The 15,571-nt window shown below is 47.0% G+C and carries 16 protein-coding genes; 6 read left to right on the top strand and 10 right to left on the bottom strand.

Annotated features, from left to right (window positions below):
* The first annotated feature begins 58 nt into the window (after positions 1–58).
* Genes ACN0W5_RS11055 through der form a run of 3 tightly spaced genes read left to right on the top strand, consistent with a single transcriptional unit; the run spans position 59 to position 3,563 of the window.
* Complete coding sequence (locus ACN0W5_RS11055) at positions 59–700, top strand: tetratricopeptide repeat protein (RefSeq protein WP_417454177.1); 642 nt, start codon at positions 59–61, stop codon at positions 698–700.
* A 17-nt stretch (positions 701–717) separates the two neighbouring features.
* Complete coding sequence (locus ACN0W5_RS11050) at positions 718–2,040, top strand: PQQ-binding-like beta-propeller repeat protein (RefSeq protein WP_417454176.1); 1,323 nt, start codon at positions 718–720, stop codon at positions 2,038–2,040.
* Between the two features lie 38 nt (positions 2,041–2,078).
* Positions 2,079–3,563 carry a ribosome biogenesis GTPase Der gene (gene der / locus ACN0W5_RS11045; protein WP_417454175.1) on the top strand — a complete coding sequence of 495 codons (1,485 nt, stop codon included), beginning with the start codon at positions 2,079–2,081 and terminating at the stop codon, positions 3,561–3,563.
* Positions 3,564–3,619: 56 nt separating this feature from the next.
* Here the strand turns inward: der and ACN0W5_RS11040 are convergent, their stop codons facing one another.
* The 10 genes from ACN0W5_RS11040 to rpsF form a co-directional block, all read right to left on the bottom strand.
* Positions 3,620–4,342, bottom strand: coding sequence for an SDR family NAD(P)-dependent oxidoreductase (locus tag ACN0W5_RS11040; RefSeq protein ID WP_417454174.1), 723 nt, complete (start codon positions 4,340–4,342; stop codon positions 3,620–3,622).
* Between the two features lie 10 nt (positions 4,343–4,352).
* Positions 4,353–5,810 (bottom strand): amidophosphoribosyltransferase, encoded by a 1,458-nt coding sequence (gene purF, locus ACN0W5_RS11035; RefSeq protein WP_417454173.1) that lies wholly within the window; start codon positions 5,808–5,810, stop codon positions 4,353–4,355.
* Between the two features lie 34 nt (positions 5,811–5,844).
* Positions 5,845–6,534, bottom strand: a complete 690-nt coding sequence (locus ACN0W5_RS11030; protein ID WP_417454172.1) for a CvpA family protein — start codon at positions 6,532–6,534, stop codon at positions 5,845–5,847.
* 22 nt (positions 6,535–6,556) lie between these two features.
* Positions 6,557–7,969 (bottom strand): DNA repair protein RadA, encoded by a 1,413-nt coding sequence (gene radA / locus ACN0W5_RS11025; RefSeq protein WP_417454171.1) that lies wholly within the window; start codon positions 7,967–7,969, stop codon positions 6,557–6,559.
* A 79-nt stretch (positions 7,970–8,048) separates the two neighbouring features.
* Positions 8,049–8,849, bottom strand: a complete 801-nt coding sequence (locus ACN0W5_RS11020) for an ABC transporter ATP-binding protein (RefSeq protein ID WP_417454170.1) — start codon at positions 8,847–8,849, stop codon at positions 8,049–8,051.
* Positions 8,846–9,619: an MlaE family ABC transporter permease gene (locus ACN0W5_RS11015; protein WP_299373292.1), complete on the bottom strand. Its 774-nt coding sequence runs from the start codon at positions 9,617–9,619 to the stop codon at positions 8,846–8,848. Before ACN0W5_RS11015 ends, ACN0W5_RS11020 begins: the two co-directional genes overlap by 4 nt.
* 267 nt (positions 9,620–9,886) lie before the next feature.
* The gene (locus ACN0W5_RS11010; RefSeq protein ID WP_417454169.1) at positions 9,887–11,413 is read right to left on the bottom strand and encodes a replicative DNA helicase; all 1,527 of its coding nucleotides are present in this window, start codon (positions 11,411–11,413) and stop codon (positions 9,887–9,889) included.
* A gap of 184 nt (positions 11,414–11,597) precedes the next feature.
* The gene (gene rplI, locus ACN0W5_RS11005; RefSeq protein WP_299373286.1) at positions 11,598–12,164 is read right to left on the bottom strand and encodes a 50S ribosomal protein L9; all 567 of its coding nucleotides are present in this window, start codon (positions 12,162–12,164) and stop codon (positions 11,598–11,600) included.
* A gap of 15 nt (positions 12,165–12,179) precedes the next feature.
* Positions 12,180–12,437 (bottom strand): 30S ribosomal protein S18, encoded by a 258-nt coding sequence (gene rpsR, locus ACN0W5_RS11000; RefSeq protein ID WP_047764749.1) that lies wholly within the window; start codon positions 12,435–12,437, stop codon positions 12,180–12,182.
* A gap of 11 nt (positions 12,438–12,448) precedes the next feature.
* A complete protein-coding gene (gene rpsF / locus ACN0W5_RS10995) occupies positions 12,449–12,916 on the bottom strand; it encodes a 30S ribosomal protein S6 (protein ID WP_085900695.1) in 468 nt (155 codons plus the stop codon).
* A gap of 402 nt (positions 12,917–13,318) precedes the next feature.
* Here rpsF and fabD point away from each other — a divergent pair, with 402 nt between their 5' ends.
* The 3 genes from fabD (at position 13,319) to ACN0W5_RS10980 (ending at position 15,515) form a co-directional block, all read left to right on the top strand.
* A complete protein-coding gene (fabD, locus tag ACN0W5_RS10990) occupies positions 13,319–14,260 on the top strand; it encodes an ACP S-malonyltransferase (RefSeq protein ID WP_417454168.1) in 942 nt (313 codons plus the stop codon).
* A gap of 90 nt (positions 14,261–14,350) precedes the next feature.
* Positions 14,351–15,091, top strand: a complete 741-nt coding sequence (gene fabG, locus ACN0W5_RS10985) for a 3-oxoacyl-[acyl-carrier-protein] reductase (protein ID WP_417454167.1) — start codon at positions 14,351–14,353, stop codon at positions 15,089–15,091.
* A 187-nt stretch (positions 15,092–15,278) separates the two neighbouring features.
* Positions 15,279–15,515 carry an acyl carrier protein gene (locus ACN0W5_RS10980; protein ID WP_046507651.1) on the top strand — a complete coding sequence of 79 codons (237 nt, stop codon included), beginning with the start codon at positions 15,279–15,281 and terminating at the stop codon, positions 15,513–15,515.
* Positions 15,516–15,571 lie beyond the last annotated feature (56 nt).

Here is a 15,571-nt window from a genome sequence, read left to right as displayed (position 1 = left end):
GACTTTTAAAAAAGTTTTAAGCTAATGGCAGTACGCCAAAACGAGGGATAATTAATTCGTGGCTGATATTTTTCAGGAAGTTGAAGAAGATCTAAAACGTGAACGCGTTGAAGTTCTTTGGAAAAAATATGGTAAGTGGGCGATTGGTGCAGCCGTTCTTGTCGTTGCGGCAACAGCTGGTTTCCAAGGCTGGGAAAGTTATAAAAGCACAGTACAAGCCGAAAAATCAGCAACTTTTGCAGCAGCGTTGGAGTTGTCCCAGGCTGATAAAGCTGATGAAGCAGCGAAGGTGTTGACACCTTTGGCTCAAAGTGATGATGGTTACGGTACGTTGGCTCGCTTTGAACAGGCCCGTCTTCTTGTCGAAGCTGGCGACACAACAGCTGCGGTTAAGGTTTGGGACGAGATTGCTGCAAGCAGTCCACCACTTTCTACGCTAAAAGATGTGGCTTCTTTACTCGCGGCGATGCATTTGGTTGCAGATGGTGATCTGGCTGATGTGAAGCAACGCTTGGCCGGTTTAGCTGTTGCAAACGGGGCATTCCGTTATAGTGCTATTGAACTACAGGCTATTGTTGCTTTACGCGAAGGTGACAACGCAGCAGCTAAAGCACTTTTTCAACAGCTTATCGATGATGCTGATACACCGAATGGAATCAAAAGTCGCTCTAGTCAAATACTAGAGAGCTTGGCGGAGTAAAATAGATGGGGATGGGGATGCGTAAAAGCCTGTTGATACTTGGTCTGGGCTTTGTTCTTTCTGGATGCAGTTTGGCCGATGAGTGGTGGGGCGAAGACGAAGCTCCGCCTTTACCTGGTGCACGTATTTCTATTCAATCTGTTGATAAAGGGTTACAAGCTGATCCATCAATAAGCGACCAGCGGATTGTTTTGCCCCAACCTTTCATGAATACCTATTGGACTCATAATGGTGGCAACCCAGCCCATGCAATGTTCCATCTTTCTTTAGGGGATTTACCCCGAGAAAGCTGGAGTGATGATATTGGTGAAGAAAGCGATGGCGATGAGTTGATCCTCGCTCAACCGCTTGTTGTTGAATCTGTTCTCTTTACAATGGATTCCCGTTCGACGGTAAAGGCCTATGATCGCCTGACGGGTCGAGTTTACTGGGAAAAAGATCTTGATCCGCATGATGAAGATGATGGTTTCTTCGGGGGCGGTATTGCCTATGCAGATGGTCGAATTTTTGTTTCTACGGGGTTCGCTCGGGTTTTTGCTCTGGATGTCCGTTCTGGTGATGTCATTTGGTCTCAGGATGCACCTGCCCCGATCCGGGCCGCACCAACAGTCAACGGCGGCCGTGTTTTCATTGTAACGCTTGATAACCAAACCCTTTCTCTTGCTGCTGATGATGGCCGTCGTTTATGGAGCCATATCGGTCTTCAATCTGAAACCAGCTTGCTTGGTGGGGCGAGCCCCGCAATTGCCGGACGTAAACTGGTGGTGCCTTATTCTTCAGGCGAGATTGTTGCCATTGACGTGATCGAAGGAGACGAGGAATGGAACCTGAACCTTTCTTCTGTCAAAAAGACTGACCCGTTGACTGATCTCGCCCATATTAAAGCGATGCCAGTTATTGACAGAGACAGGGTAATTGCCATAAGTCACTCCGGTCGGATGGTTGCTATTGATCTCAAGGAAGGTGTACGTCTTTGGGATACCGATATTGGCGGCGTACAGATGCCATGGGTTGCTGGTGAGTTTATTTATGTTTTGACGAATGACTCGCAGATCGCGGCTGTCAGAAGGCAAGATGGCCGTATTCGCTGGATCCAGTCTTTACCACGTTTTGCTGATCCAGAAGATCGTAAAGGGTTGATTGCATGGCAAGGCCCCGTATTGGCAAGTGACCGTTTAATTATTGCCGGATCTCATGGCGAGGCAATTTCTTTATCACCCTATACCGGCGATATCCTTGGATATCTTGAGCTTCCTGATGGAGCTGCTATGCCTCCGGTTGTTGTTGGGAATAGCTTGTATTTCCTGACTGCTGAAGCAGAAATTATCGCGATGCAATAAGCCCTTGGGGCTAAAGCGCGAGAAGAAAGACAAACAAAATGACTTTTACGGTCGCTATTGTAGGGCGTCCCAATGTGGGCAAATCTACACTCTTTAACCGACTTGTTGGAAAACGGCTCGCTCTTGTTGACGATCAACCTGGGGTAACCCGGGATCGAAGAGAAGGTGATGCTTATCTTTTTGATTGTCGGTTTAGAATTATTGATACCGCAGGTTTAGAAGAAGCTTTTGATGGCAGTCTGGAAGCGCGTATGCGCAGGCAAACTGAACGTGCTGTTGAAGACGCTGATCTTGTTATTATGGTTATTGATGCCCGTGTGGGCGTTATGCCAATTGATGAGCATTTTGCAAAATACCTTCGCCGTGGAAAAACACCTATCGCGTTGATGGCAAATAAGTGCGAGGGCAAGGTTGGTGAACAGGGACTTATGGAAGCCTATTCATTAGGACTTGGTGAGCCTATTCCATTTTCTGCCGAACATGGTTTGGGCAGCAGTGATCTCTATGATGTTATCAAAGAGCATATGACACGTGCCGCGGAATCAAAGGCATCGTCAGAAGTATTTGATAAGTCAAAAACCGATTCAGGTTCGACAAATAATCTAGATGGTGAAGTCAAATCCAAAGATCAGGATAATTTAGACGAAGATGAATACTCTGAGGACGAATTAGAGGTTTTGGAAGATGATGAGGCCGAGCGCGGACCTCTGCAACTGGCCATTGTTGGGCGCCCGAATGTTGGTAAATCTACGCTGATTAATAAGTTAATTGACGAAGACAGACTGTTGACGGGCCCTGAAGCGGGGATCACACGGGATGCGATTTCTATTGAATGGGAATATCGGGGAAAGCCTCTTAAGCTTGTTGATACCGCAGGGCTTCGCCGTCGATCTAAAATCGAAGATAAAGTGGAAAAGCTTTCTGCTTCTGATACCATTCGTGCTTTGAAATATGCTCAGGTTGTTGCTCTGGTTTTGGACGCCGATGGTGTCTTGGAAAAACAGGATTTAACGATCGCCCGAACGGTAATTGATGAGGGACGTGCGCTTATTATCGTTGTGAATAAATGGGATACCTGTAAAGACAAAGATGAAGTTATGCAGCTGGTGAAAGATCGCCTTCAAACATCGCTGCCACAGGTCAAAGGCATTCCTGTCGTGACAATATCTGCCCTTAAGGGGCACAAGTTGAATAAGATGTTGGATACTGTCTTTGATATTTATGATGTATGGAATATTCGTTTGCCAACAGCTGGTCTAAACAGATGGCTTGCAGAGTTGATTGAACGCCATCCACCGCCTGCGCCGGGTGGACGACGCATCAAGTTGAAATACATTACGCAGGCCCGGACACGGCCACCAACTTTTGCGATTTCCTGTTCCTTGCCAGAGGATCTTCCTGCATCCTATACAAGATTTTTAGAGAACAATCTTCGTGAGACCTTTGATATGCCTGGGGTTCCTCTTCGTATGCATATGAAAAAGGGGGATAATCCCTATGCAGGTAAGAAAAAGAAGACTTAAAAGGTAATAAAAAAGGCTCCGGTAAGGAGCCTTTTTTGGTAAGTAGTCAGGACAAGCTATTCTTCTCTGATATCAATAAACTGTCCATTCAAGGTGCAGTCGACAGAAGCAAAATCAACAAAAGTATCAGTGATCTCTTCTGGTGCTCGGAGTGTCATTGGGTCTTCGCCGGGGAAAGCTTTTTCCCGCATTGTTGTTCTGATTGGTCCGGGTGAAATCAGATTAGCTTTGACGTTCGTTTTTTCAATTTCACAGGCATAGGACTGAACCAATGTATTCAGAGCGGCTTTAGAGGCTTTATAAAGACTCCAATAGGCTTTGGCTGTCGATCCTGTCGTGACAAAGATAGCTCGACCCGCGTCTGATTTCTTTAGCAAAGGGTCAAGGCTTCTGATGAGGCGATAGTTTGCGGTGACATTGATATCAAAAGTCTCTTGCCAGATCTTGGGCTTGATATGACCAATGGGGGATAGCGGACCAAGTGATCCTGCATTTCCAACGAGGATATCAAGCTTGCCATAGCGATCGTATAGTGATGCGCCTAGTTGATCTAGGCCATCCATGTTTTTAAGATCATGTGGAATGAGGATAGGGTTTTTACCGCCTTCAGAGCGAATCTCATCATCAATTTCTTCAAGGGCACCAACTGTTCTGGCCATGAGCAAGAGTTGAGCGCCTTCTTGTGCAAAGCGTTTGGCAACAGCGCGTCCAATACCACGAGACGCACCTGTAATAAGTGCGATCCGGCCTTCAAGCCGCCCGTTAACTGCATTATTCATGAAAAACGTCCTACCCGGCTTTTTTTGATTGCATAAATCTCGGCACGTCAACGACGTGATCTTTATAGTCGTCGATCTGAGTTGGATAGTGCCCAGTAAAAGGTGCATCACAATACTGAGGTGCCTCTGGATTACGCCCTTCTTTGCCCATCGCACGGTACATACCGTCAATGGTTAAGAATGCGAGGCTATCAACACCAATATGCTTGGCCATTTCCTCTAAATCCATTTGTGCAGCAAGCAACTCTTTGGATTGTGAAATATCAATGCCATAGAAATATGGATATCCAATCGGCGGAGAGGCGATGCGCATGTGGACTTCTTTCGCGCCAGCAGCTTTTACCATCTCGACGATCTTGATAGAGGTCGTTCCGCGCACCAGAGAATCATCTACAAGAATGACGCGCTTGCCTTCAAGAACGGCTTTGTTTGCATTGTGCTTCAGCTTTACGCCAAGATTTCGGATCTGTTGGCCTGGTTCAATAAAGGTCCGGCCGACATAGTGATTTCGAATTATGCCAAGTTCAAAAGGAACACCGGATTCTTGTGAATAGCCGATCGCGGCGGGAACACCTGAATCCGGGACCGGAACAACAACATCTGATTCGACGTGACTTTCTTGTGCCAGCTCTTTCCCAATGTTTTTACGTGCATCGTAAACACTGACACCATCAATGACTGAATCTGGTCGGGCAAAATAGATATATTCGAAAATACATGTTTGTTGACGTGTTGGCGGAAAAGGACGAAGGGACTGAACGCCGTCATCATTAATGACAATCATCTCACCGGGATCAACATCCCGAATGAAGTTGGCCCCGATAATGTCCAGAGCACAGGTCTCGGAGGCGACGACATATCCGCCCTCTAGTTCACCAAGAACCAAAGGTCTGATCCCATGGGGGTCGCGGACGGCGATAACGCCTTCTTTCGTCATGCATAGAAGGGCGTAGGCACCCTCAATGCGCTGAATGGCATCAGTAACTTTGCCAACAATGGTATCCTGAATAGAGGTTGCGACGAGGTGTAAAATCACCTCGGTGTCCATTGTTGACTGAAAGATGGAGCCACGCATGACCAATTGGTCACGTATTTTTTGAGAGTTTGTCAGGTTTCCATTATGGCAAAGTGCAAAGCCACCGTCGTGAAGGTCGGCAAAGAGGGGTTGCACGTTTCGCAAAGCCGTTTCGCCCGTAGTAGAATAGCGCGTGTGCCCGATCGATACATGCCCCTTCAGGCGTTCGATAACGTCCTGTGATGAAAAGTTATCGCCGACATGCCCCAGGGCACGATGGTTATAAAACTCATTACCATCATAGCTGATGATGCCAGCCGCTTCTTGTCCCCGATGCTGCAGAGCATGAAGGCCAAGAGTAACAAGAGCCGCAGCCCCTTCGTGTCCATGAACGGCATAAACACCGCATTCTTCGTGGAGCTTATCATCATCATGAAAATCTTCGAGTGTCATGGCTTTCGCTTTCCTGAACTCAGTAATAAATCCGTTATTCGCTGCCACTTACGGCATCTATGGTCTTCTGCATTTGTGAACGCATCTCATCGTTATAGCCAGAAGCATCTTCGCTATCTGATGAGGATTTTGATTCCGGGCTTATCAAACGTTGATAAGTTTGTGTCGCATTATAGGTTTGTCGGGCAGCCTCGGCCTGCTTGAGAACCTGTCTAATGGTCTCATTATGAAATTTTTCAGGTAAAGCTTTTACTAAGATTGCTGAAGCTTGCTGAATCGAGGGTCGTGTTTTTGCCCGTTGAACATCCTCTGGCCAGCCCTCTTTTTCTGGCATGAGAAATACAAAGAGTGCAATCCAGGTTATACTGACAATTATTCCACCGCGTACTAGCCCGAATAGAAAACCGAGCGAGCGATCCAAAGGACCAAATGTGCTTGCCCGGACATGTCGGCAGATAGCTCTGATCATTACCATGAAAAGGCCAAGGGTTATCACAAAAAGAGCAAACCCGGTGACGATTTCAGCAACAAAGGGGATGTTAATAAATTGCTGTACGTAGGGTAGGAGAGGATGGAATGTCCAAAGGGTGACAAAGCCTGCACCAATCCATGATGCTACAGATAGGACTTCGTGCACGAAACCCCGAAACAGAGCAAAGAGACCTGAGACGACAATGATGCCAATTACAGCGACATCGAAGAGTGAGATGGGTAAGTTTTCCATCAATACCTAACAATTTTGCCGGTTAGCCACCCGCAGTTTTCTTGACTGATTTAGCTGCAAACAATGCAACCAGATCCTGCAGATGTTCAATCTGTCTTGTATCTAACCCCGAAGCGGCCTTATTACAATTCTTCTTTGCACGAATAGGCGGAATTATTGCATTTTTAAAACCAAGCTTTGTGGCTTCTTTTAACCTGCTTTCAGATTGGTTGACGGCCCTGATTTCACCGGAAAGGCCAATTTCCCCAAATACAACAGTATCTTCGGGGACGGGAATGTCCATGGCTGCTGATACTAAAGCGGCAGCAACGGCCATATCCGCTGCTGGTTCTCCGATCCGTAGACCCCCGGCAACATTTAGATAAACTTCATTTCCGGCGAGTACGAGACCACATCTCGCTTCGAGAACAGCGAGGATCATTGCTAACCGACCAGAATCCCAACCAACAACTGCGCGTCTTGGGTTTGCCTGTTGTGAGGGAGAGACAAGTGCTTGTATTTCGACGAGAACTGGACGCGTGCCTTCCAGCCCAGCAAAAACGGCTGCGCCTGTAACATTGCCACGTCGTTCGGCGAGAAAGAGTGCTGAGGGATTTGAAACTTGTTCAAGTCCTTGTTCTGACATCTCGAAGACGCCAATTTCATCGGTTGGACCAAAACGGTTTTTTACGGCGCGTAAGATTCTGAAATGATGCCCGCGTTCACCTTCAAAAGTAAGAACGGTATCAACCATGTGTTCCAGAACTTTCGGCCCGGCAATGACGCCTTCTTTTGTGACGTGACCTACCAGTAAAACGCTAAAGCCCCGTGCCTTGGCCAGTTGAATCAGTTCCTGCGCTGAAGCTCGAACTTGTGACACTGTTCCGGGGGCAGAATCCAGGCTGTCCACAAACATTGTTTGTATAGAATCGATAACGACAACTTGTGGAGCGTCATGTTCATCAAGTGTGGTGGCGATGTCACGAACAGAAGTTGCTGAGGCGAGTAGAAAATCATCACCTTTCAAGCCTAGGCGACGGGCTCTTAGACGAACCTGATCAATAGCTTCCTCGCCAGAAATGTAAACACACTTAACACCTGCGCTTGTTGTAAGTGCTGCTAATATCTGGGTGAGAAGCGTTGATTTCCCAATGCCTGGGTCTCCACCTATCAAAACGGCTGAGCCTGGAACGAGCCCGCCACCACAAACCCGGTCAAATTCAAGGTTTTTACTGATCATTCTGGGAACGGGCTTGCTTGTACCCTCTAGGCTAACAAACTCAATTTGTTTGCCTTTACGGACATTCTTTTTACCAAGGCCGCCTGGAACGGGGGATGATGACCCAGCTTCTTCTGTTATAGAGTTCCACTCGCCACAGGAATCACATTTCCCTGACCATTTTGCATAGTCAGTACCGCAGGACTGACAAACGTAGCGAATTACGGGGCGGGCCAAAGGGATCTCCTGAATTTATCGTGGTGTTATTTAATTTACCCGAATTGAGACGGGCCTGATAAGGGTATTAGGCTGTTGGTTAATGATCATGGGCAAGGCTGACTTTTATCGGTCCGTCTAATAATCCATTTATAAATTGATGAACAAAAGGATTATCGGTTTTCTCCAGTTCGTCTGTTGGGCCAACCCATGTGATCTTGCCATCATAGAGCATGGCGATTCGATCAGAAATTCGTTTTGCTGAATCCATATCGTGCGTAATTGTAAGGCCCGTTGCGCCAAGTTCTTTAACCGACTTGACGATCAATTGATCAATGACGTCGCCCATAACAGGGTCCAGACCCGTTGTTGGTTCATCAAAGAACAGGGTCTCTGGTGTTGTTGCAATTGCGCGCGCAAGTCCAACCCTCTTTTTCATACCGCTCGAAAGTTCGGCTGGAAACTTAGCTGCAAACCGTTCCCCCAACCCAACTGCGGATAGTTTTTCAAGGGCGATACGATGTGCCTCTTTTTTAGAAACACCGTGAGCTTGGATCAAACCGAATGCAACATTATCGAGGATGGTAAGTGAATCAAAAAGGGCGGCATATTGAAAAAGCATGCCAAATTTGCGGCGTACTCTTTCCATATCATCGCTGTTGAGGCCAACGATGTTTTGTCCATTGATCTCTATAGTTCCAGCATCAGGCCGTAATAGACCTAGTATGCACTTTAGCAGCACAGATTTTCCTGTCCCCGAGCCTCCTATGACGACAAGGGATTCGCCTGCATAAACATCCAGATCCAGATTATTGAGGATGACTTTGGGGCCAAAGGCTTTGGTCAGTCCCCTAATCTTTATTCTGATGTCCTTGCTGGGTATATCTGTTTTGTTGCTCATATTGAGAAAAACAACTCAGTTATAATGTAGTTGAAGGTGAGAATAAGGATGGAAGCGGATACAACCGCGTTTGTTGTCGCTGCGCCCACGCCTTGTGCGCCACCTCTTGAATGGAACCCGTGGTAACAGCCCATCAAGGTAATAATAAATCCAAAGGCTGCAGCTTTGACAAGGCCAGAGATAACATCGAGGTTTTCCATAAAGTCGATGGTATTCTTGATGTAAGTCGCAGGGTTAAAGCCAAGCTTGTGTACGGAAACAAGATACCCCCCAAAAACACCAATTGTATCTGCAACAAGTACGAGGAGGGGAAGCGTTAACACCCCTGCGATAACGCGGGGAGCAATAAGGTATTTAAAAGGGTTTGTTGCTAGGGTGTATAGCGCGTCGATTTGTTCTGTAACCCGCATAGTACCAATTTCGGCAGCCATGGCGGCGCCGACGCGACCAGCAACCATCAAACCGGCCAACACAGGGCCAAGTTCACGGGTGATCGAGACGATAACGACGTTTGGGATAGCGCTTTCAGCAGAAAAACGCGCGAAGCCAGTGTAACTTTGCAGCGCGAGAACCATACCGGTAAAGATTGCGGTTAGTCCAACGACGGGGAGTGAATAATACCCAACCTCTATCATCTGTTTGAGGATAAGCTTCGGATAGAAGGGGGGGCGAAAGCAATGCGAAATTGCTGTTCCAGCAAAAATGGAAAGACGCCCAACAATCTCCAGAAAGCGTAGAGTAAGATTACCAAGAGGTTGAAGAATGGGCATACATTTTACCGTTATGAATAGAGATTGAGATGATTAAGTTGGGTCTATTGAAAAGCTGTTGAATCAGACTGTAACGAGTAATGCGCTTGATTTGTCCAGAATTTCCTTCCCCCAAGGATTTATCCGCTTCACTATTAAAGGCAACTTTATTTGCGAACCTGCGATAAGAAAATTGTCTCTAATAGGGTAGGCACAATACCTAAGGTGTTCTTTTGCGTCAATCTAGGCCAGGGCAAAGTGTTGGGTTATTTGTATTAATCAGGGAAATTAATAGCTTTCAGGAAGTTGATCTTCCTCTGCCAGGTCAGAGAATTTCGTAAACTCGCCATTAAAGTGGAGTTCAACAGAACCAATAGGGCCGTGACGTTGTTTACCGACAATCATCTCAGCTTTGTTTCTGGCGGCATCCAGACGTGCTTCGTGATTGGCCAATTTTTCGTGAAATCTATCTGTTGAATCATCGGCACCTTGTCCCGGTTTTTCACGGGCAATGTAATATTCATCACGATAGAGGAAGATCACGACATCGGCATCCTGCTCAATCGAACCGGATTCACGAAGGTCAGAGAGCTGGGGACGTTTGTCTTCGCGTTGTTCTGTCTGACGGGAAAGCTGTGAAAGCGCGATGACGGGTACATTCATCTCTTTCGCAATCCCTTTCAGGCCACGTGAAATTTCTGAAACTTCTTGAACACGGCTATCGCTTTTGCCGCCGGGGGCGCCTGACATCAGTTGTAGGTAATCGACGATAATAATATCCAAACCATGTTGTCTTTTGAGGCGTCTGACACGATTTCGAAGCCCCGGTATTGTCAGGTTCGGTGTGTCATCAATAAAGAGCTTATAGTTGGATAGGGCGCGACTGATCTGAAAGACGTGCTCGAACTGATCTTCAGTTAACTCACCTTTACGCATTAAATGCGATGGTGTTTCCGCCGCAGAAGACAAAATCCTGCTCGCCAGCTGATCTGCTGACATCTCCAATGAAAAGAAAGCAACTGACATCGGAATATCGACTTCATCGCCTTCAGCATTGTGCCCTGATTTGGTTGCTTGCGCGATGTTAAAGGCGATGTTTGTTACAAAGGCGGTTTTACCCATAGACGGGCGAGCGGCCAGGATAATCAGATCAGAATGGTGAAAGCCACCAAGAAGTTTATCAACATCACGCAGACCGCTTGATACGCCGGAAATACCATCGCCCTGTTTCATGGCAACATCGATATAATTCATTGATGTTGCAAGCGCATCAGCGAATGATACGAAGCCGCCTTCGGTCTGACCTTCTTCTGCCAAACGATAGAGCTTTTGCTCTGCGCCCTCAATTTGCTGGGTTGCAGAAAGTTCTAAATCATGTGTATGGGCATGATTGACGACCTCTTCGCCAAGATCAATTAACTCTCTACGGATATAGAGGTCGTGAATGATCTTGCCGTATTCAGACGCATTGATGATTGTAACAACGTTGCTTTGAAGCTCAGCCAGATAGCTGGTGCCGCCCAACTCCTCCAGATTACCGTTGCTAGCAAAGAAATTTTTTAGCGTCGTAGCGTTTGCCAGCTGTCCCCGTTCAATGAGCGTTTTGCAGGCATGATAAATTTCGGCATGGGCCGGATCTGCAAAATGAACAGGAAGGAGAAAGTCAGAGATTCTTTCAAAGGCTTTGTTGTTGGACAGTACTGCGCCTAACAGAGCTTGCTCAACCTCGTAATTATGAGGAGGAGAGCGGAGTTCTTGTCCATCATCAAAGGGGATGTCTGAAACATCAAAGGGAGGAATCGCGTGATCTTCCATGGCCTCGAATCTAGAAAATTATTATCAACAAGCGCTTGATCATACCTGTTTCTTGTTCCCTGTTTAGGGCAAAAAAAGAGCGCACAGGAATGTAGCTCTTTAGGGATGAGAAGTACAGGTTGGAAATGAAAACGGCACCTCGAAAGGTGCCGTCTCATAAAACTCAAAAGTGAGAAACGAAGACTTACGCTTCTGTTTCTTCTTCTGTGATTTCTTCTTCAACTACTTCAGCAACAGCTTCACGTTCTTCAGCTGCTTCCTCATTGGAAACAGCACCACCAGAGCTAAGCTGTAGCTCAGCTTCTTCAGCAGAACGTGCAGTGTTAACAACAATGTTAACGGTAACTTCTGGGTGTAGCATAACTTTAACGTCGTGCAGGCCAAGAGTTTTGATAACTTTGTTGAGAACAACCTGAGAGCGAGCAACAGTGATGCCAGCTTCAGTAACTGCTTCAGCGATATCACGAGTGTTTACAGAACCGTAAAGCTGCCCGGAATCACCAGCCTGACGAATCAGGGAAACAGTCAAGCCTTCAAGCTTACCAGAAACCTGTTCGGCTTCTTCGCGACGCTTGAGGTTGTCTGCTTCCAGCTGAGCACGCTGGTTTTCGAAGTGTTCAAGATTTGATTTAGTTGCGCGCATAGCTTTCTGCTTTGGAAGCAGGAAGTTACGAGCATAACCAGGTTTCACGGTGACAACATCACCCATTTGACCAAGTTTTTCGATGCGTTCTAGAAGGACGACTTGCATGATAAAATCTCCTTCTTACCCGATCAAGTATGGCAATAGAGCAAGGAAACGAGCACGTTTGATAGCTTTTGCAAGCTCGCGCTGTTTCTTTGCAGATACTGCAGTTATACGACTTGGTACAATTTTACCGCGCTCAGAGATGAAACGCTGCAGAAGACGTGTGTCTTTGTAGTCGATCTTTGGTGCGTTTGCACCAACGAACGGGCAGCTTTTACGGCGACGGTTAAATGGGCGACGTGACCCAACGCCCTGGCTAACGATTTGAACGGCCATGTTTCTCTTCCTTAGCTAGCTGTTGCTTCACGAGGAGCGCGATCACCACCCTCACGAGGAGGACGACCACCACGATCACCACCGCGGCCACCACGATCACCGCCGCGGTCATCACGACCACCACGACCACCACGACCACCGCGCTCATCACGGCTGCCACGGTTTTGCATGACGACAGAAGGCTCTTCTTCGAGTACATCAACTTTGATAGTTAGTGTACGAAGAACATCGTCGTTCAAGCGCATAACACGTTCCATTTCCTGGACCGCTGCAGATGGAGCATCGATGTTGAGAAGAACGTAATGACCTTTGCGATTTTTCTTAACGCGATAGGCCATGTTACGCAGACCCCAATATTCGGTCTTAGCAACAGAACCACCATTTTCGGTGATAATAGCAGTAAACTGCTCAGTGAGTGCATCGACCTGAGAGGACGAGATGTCCTGACGTGCGATATATACACATTCATAAAAAGCCATAGTTACTCCTCACGGCTTTGTGGGTAGAGGAAAACCTATACCCGGAGCTGGTGTCCTTGTTTCCGCTTGAGGTCACCAGCAAGGAGTTGATTTAGTGCGGATTAACGTGCGGAATATAGCGATCTTGCTGCGTGGGTCAAGCTCTATAGTGTGTGGTGCAACTAACTGATTGAAAAGATACGATTATGCCTATGTCTTTATTGTATGGTTTTGCCTTTGAAAATTATTAGGTACTCATGCCGTTGCATAATCAACTGTAGAAGGCTATTTCTGGGGCAACACAAATACCCTGAATGTTGTTTGTTCATCAACGGATTAAAGTCTTGACGGTTTGATTGGGCAGGCGGGTGTAATGCAGCGTTGTTACACCAAGACATCAGCGCGTTTAATAAGGAGATTATAGTGAAGCGTGCATTTGTTTTTCCTGGGCAGGGATCTCAGGCCGTTGGAATGGGGAAAGAGCTAGCGGAAGCTTTTCCAGTAGCCCGCGAAGTTTTTGAAGAAGTTGATGAAGCTCTTGGGCAAAAGTTATCAGCCTTGATGTTTGAGGGGCCAATTGACGAACTTACGCTTACAGAAAATGCCCAACCTGCTTTGATGGCGGTAAGCACAGCAGTGACCCGTGTGTTGCAGAGCGAAGGTAGCTTATCCTTGAGTGATCATGCTGCTTTTGTTGCGGGACATTCTCTTGGTGAGTATTCAGCATTAACGGCCGTTGGTACCCTGGAGTTGGCTGATGCAGCACGTTTGTTGAAGCTACGTGGTCAGTCAATGCAACTGGCCGTTCCTGTTGGTGAGGGCGCTATGGCGGCTCTTCTTGGGTTGGATTTTGAAGACGCTCAAGCTGTTGCAGAAGAAGCAGCGCAGGGTGAAGTTTGCTCGGCTGCGAATGATAATGCGCCTGGGCAGGTTGTTGTTAGTGGTCACAAAGCTGCCGTTGAACGTTGTTTGGAAATTGCAAAAGCCAAAGGGGCAAAGCGAGCTGTATTGTTACCAGTGTCTGCCCCTTTCCATTGCTCATTAATGGCTCCTGCGGCGGATGCCATGGCAGAAGCTTTGGCTTCTGTGACACTGCGAGCCCCTTCTGTACCAGTTGTTTGTAATGTTTCGGCTGATATGGTCACGGATCCAGAGACGATTCGTAAATATCTTGTCCAGCAGGTGACGGGTGTTGTTCGTTGGCGCGAGTCCGTGCTTTATATGCGCGCAAATGAAGTTGAGCAGTTGGTTGAACTTGGTGCTGGTAAAGTATTGAGTGGTCTCAATCGCCGTATTGACCGGGACCTTACTTCTGCAAATGCCGGAACGCCCGCAGAAATCGAAAGCCTGTTGAAGAGTCTTTAAAAAAAACTCAAAGCAGAAGTTCTGATACTTGGTATCATGTTTGAAATTGAGTACTCTTCTGCGCATAAATATTGATCTTAGGAGTATAGGATGTTTGATCTTTCCGGTAAGACAGCGCTTGTAACAGGTGCTTCCGGCGGTATTGGTAGTGCAATTGCCAAGGCGTTGCATGATCAGGGAGCCGTTGTTGGCCTTTCTGGAACCAGAGTAGAAGCGCTTGAAAAGGTAGCTGCTGAACTTGGTGGTGATCGGGTCCACGTTTTACCCGCGAATCTATCAGATCCAGATGCACCGGCTGATTTGGTGAAGCGTGCTGATGAGGCGATGGGGCAGCTGGATATCTTGGTAAACAATGCGGGACTTACCCGCGATAATCTTGCAATGCGCCTTAAGGACGAAGATTGGGACGCTGTTCTTGCTGTGAATCTTACTGCGAGCTTCCGTCTGTCAAAAGCATGCCTGCGCGGTATGATGAAGCGTCGTTGGGGGCGTATCATCGGGATTACCTCTATTGTCGGAACAACGGGTAATGCTGGTCAAACTAATTATGCAGCGTCAAAAGCAGGGTTGATTGGTATGAGCAAATCTTTGGCGCAAGAAGTTGCATCACGGGGAATTACGGTAAATTGCGTGGCGCCTGGCTTCATTGCAACGGCTATGACTGATGTCCTAAATGATGATATAAAAGAAAATCTTCTAAGTGGTATTCCTTGCGCAAAGCTTGGCTCACCCGAGGATATCGCAGCTTCCGTAGCATATCTTTCAAGTAATGAAGCTGCTTATGTGACTGGCCAGACCTTGCATGTTAATGGCGGAATGGCCATGATATAATCAGTATTTGACCCTCTGGCGTTGAATCTTTATGAAAGATAAACGATTAAGAGCGTTGGCAAGCCGACTTAAAGTGTGTTATGAGGCGGCGCTTCTCTGTATTTAGCAGGGCAAAAATAGATAATTCAGGCCTTAGGGTCGTTAGTAAAACCGCCGAAAGGCGATAAATAGTTAAGGGCTAAAGTTTATGAGCAACGATGTCGCTGATCGCGTAAAGAAAATTGTAGTTGAACACCTCGGTGTTGAAGAAGCCAAAGTTGTGGAAAGTGCAAGCTTCATCGACGATCTTGGTGCTGACAGCCTGGATACTGTCGAACTTGTTATGGCATTTGAAGAAGAGTTCGGTTGTGAAATTCCAGACGATGCTGCTGAAAAAATCGTAACAGTTCAGAACGCTGTCGATTTCATTTCAGAAAACGTTTAATCGTTTTTTAGAAGTTTATAACGCCGGGGAACTCCCCGGCGTTTTCGTCTTTAATA

The sequence above is a fragment of the Kiloniella sp. genome (assembly GCF_048270245.1).
GTDB lineage: Bacteria > Pseudomonadota > Alphaproteobacteria > Kiloniellales > Kiloniellaceae > Kiloniella.
The sequence above is the reverse complement of the archived record's forward strand: the minus strand, read 5'-3'. Positions and strand labels throughout refer to the sequence as shown.

Excerpts from the sequence above, each read along its gene's own strand:
- ACN0W5_RS11050 (WP_417454176.1), top strand. The coding sequence starts at position 718 with ATGCGTAAAAGCCTGTTGATACTTGGTCTGGGCTTTGTTCTTTCTGGA.
- der (WP_417454175.1), top strand. The coding sequence starts at position 2,079 with ATGACTTTTACGGTCGCTATTGTAGGGCGTCCCAATGTGGGCAAATCT.
- ACN0W5_RS11040 (WP_417454174.1), bottom strand. The coding sequence starts at position 4,342 with ATGAATAATGCAGTTAACGGGCGGCTTGAAGGCCGGATCGCACTTATT.
- purF (WP_417454173.1), bottom strand. The coding sequence starts at position 5,810 with ATGACACTCGAAGATTTTCATGATGATGATAAGCTCCACGAAGAATGC.
- ACN0W5_RS11030 (WP_417454172.1), bottom strand. The coding sequence starts at position 6,534 with ATGGAAAACTTACCCATCTCACTCTTCGATGTCGCTGTAATTGGCATC.
- ACN0W5_RS11020 (WP_417454170.1), bottom strand. The coding sequence starts at position 8,849 with ATGAGCAACAAAACAGATATACCCAGCAAGGACATCAGAATAAAGATT.
- ACN0W5_RS11015 (WP_299373292.1), bottom strand. The coding sequence starts at position 9,619 with ATGCCCATTCTTCAACCTCTTGGTAATCTTACTCTACGCTTTCTGGAG.
- ACN0W5_RS11010 (WP_417454169.1), bottom strand. The coding sequence starts at position 11,413 with ATGGAAGATCACGCGATTCCTCCCTTTGATGTTTCAGACATCCCCTTT.
- rplI (WP_299373286.1), bottom strand. The coding sequence starts at position 12,164 with ATGCAAGTCGTCCTTCTAGAACGCATCGAAAAACTTGGTCAAATGGGT.
- rpsR (WP_047764749.1), bottom strand. The coding sequence starts at position 12,437 with ATGGCCGTTCAAATCGTTAGCCAGGGCGTTGGGTCACGTCGCCCATTT.
- rpsF (WP_085900695.1), bottom strand. The coding sequence starts at position 12,916 with ATGGCTTTTTATGAATGTGTATATATCGCACGTCAGGACATCTCGTCC.
- fabG (WP_417454167.1), top strand. The coding sequence starts at position 14,351 with ATGTTTGATCTTTCCGGTAAGACAGCGCTTGTAACAGGTGCTTCCGGC.
- ACN0W5_RS10980 (WP_046507651.1), top strand. The coding sequence starts at position 15,279 with ATGAGCAACGATGTCGCTGATCGCGTAAAGAAAATTGTAGTTGAACAC.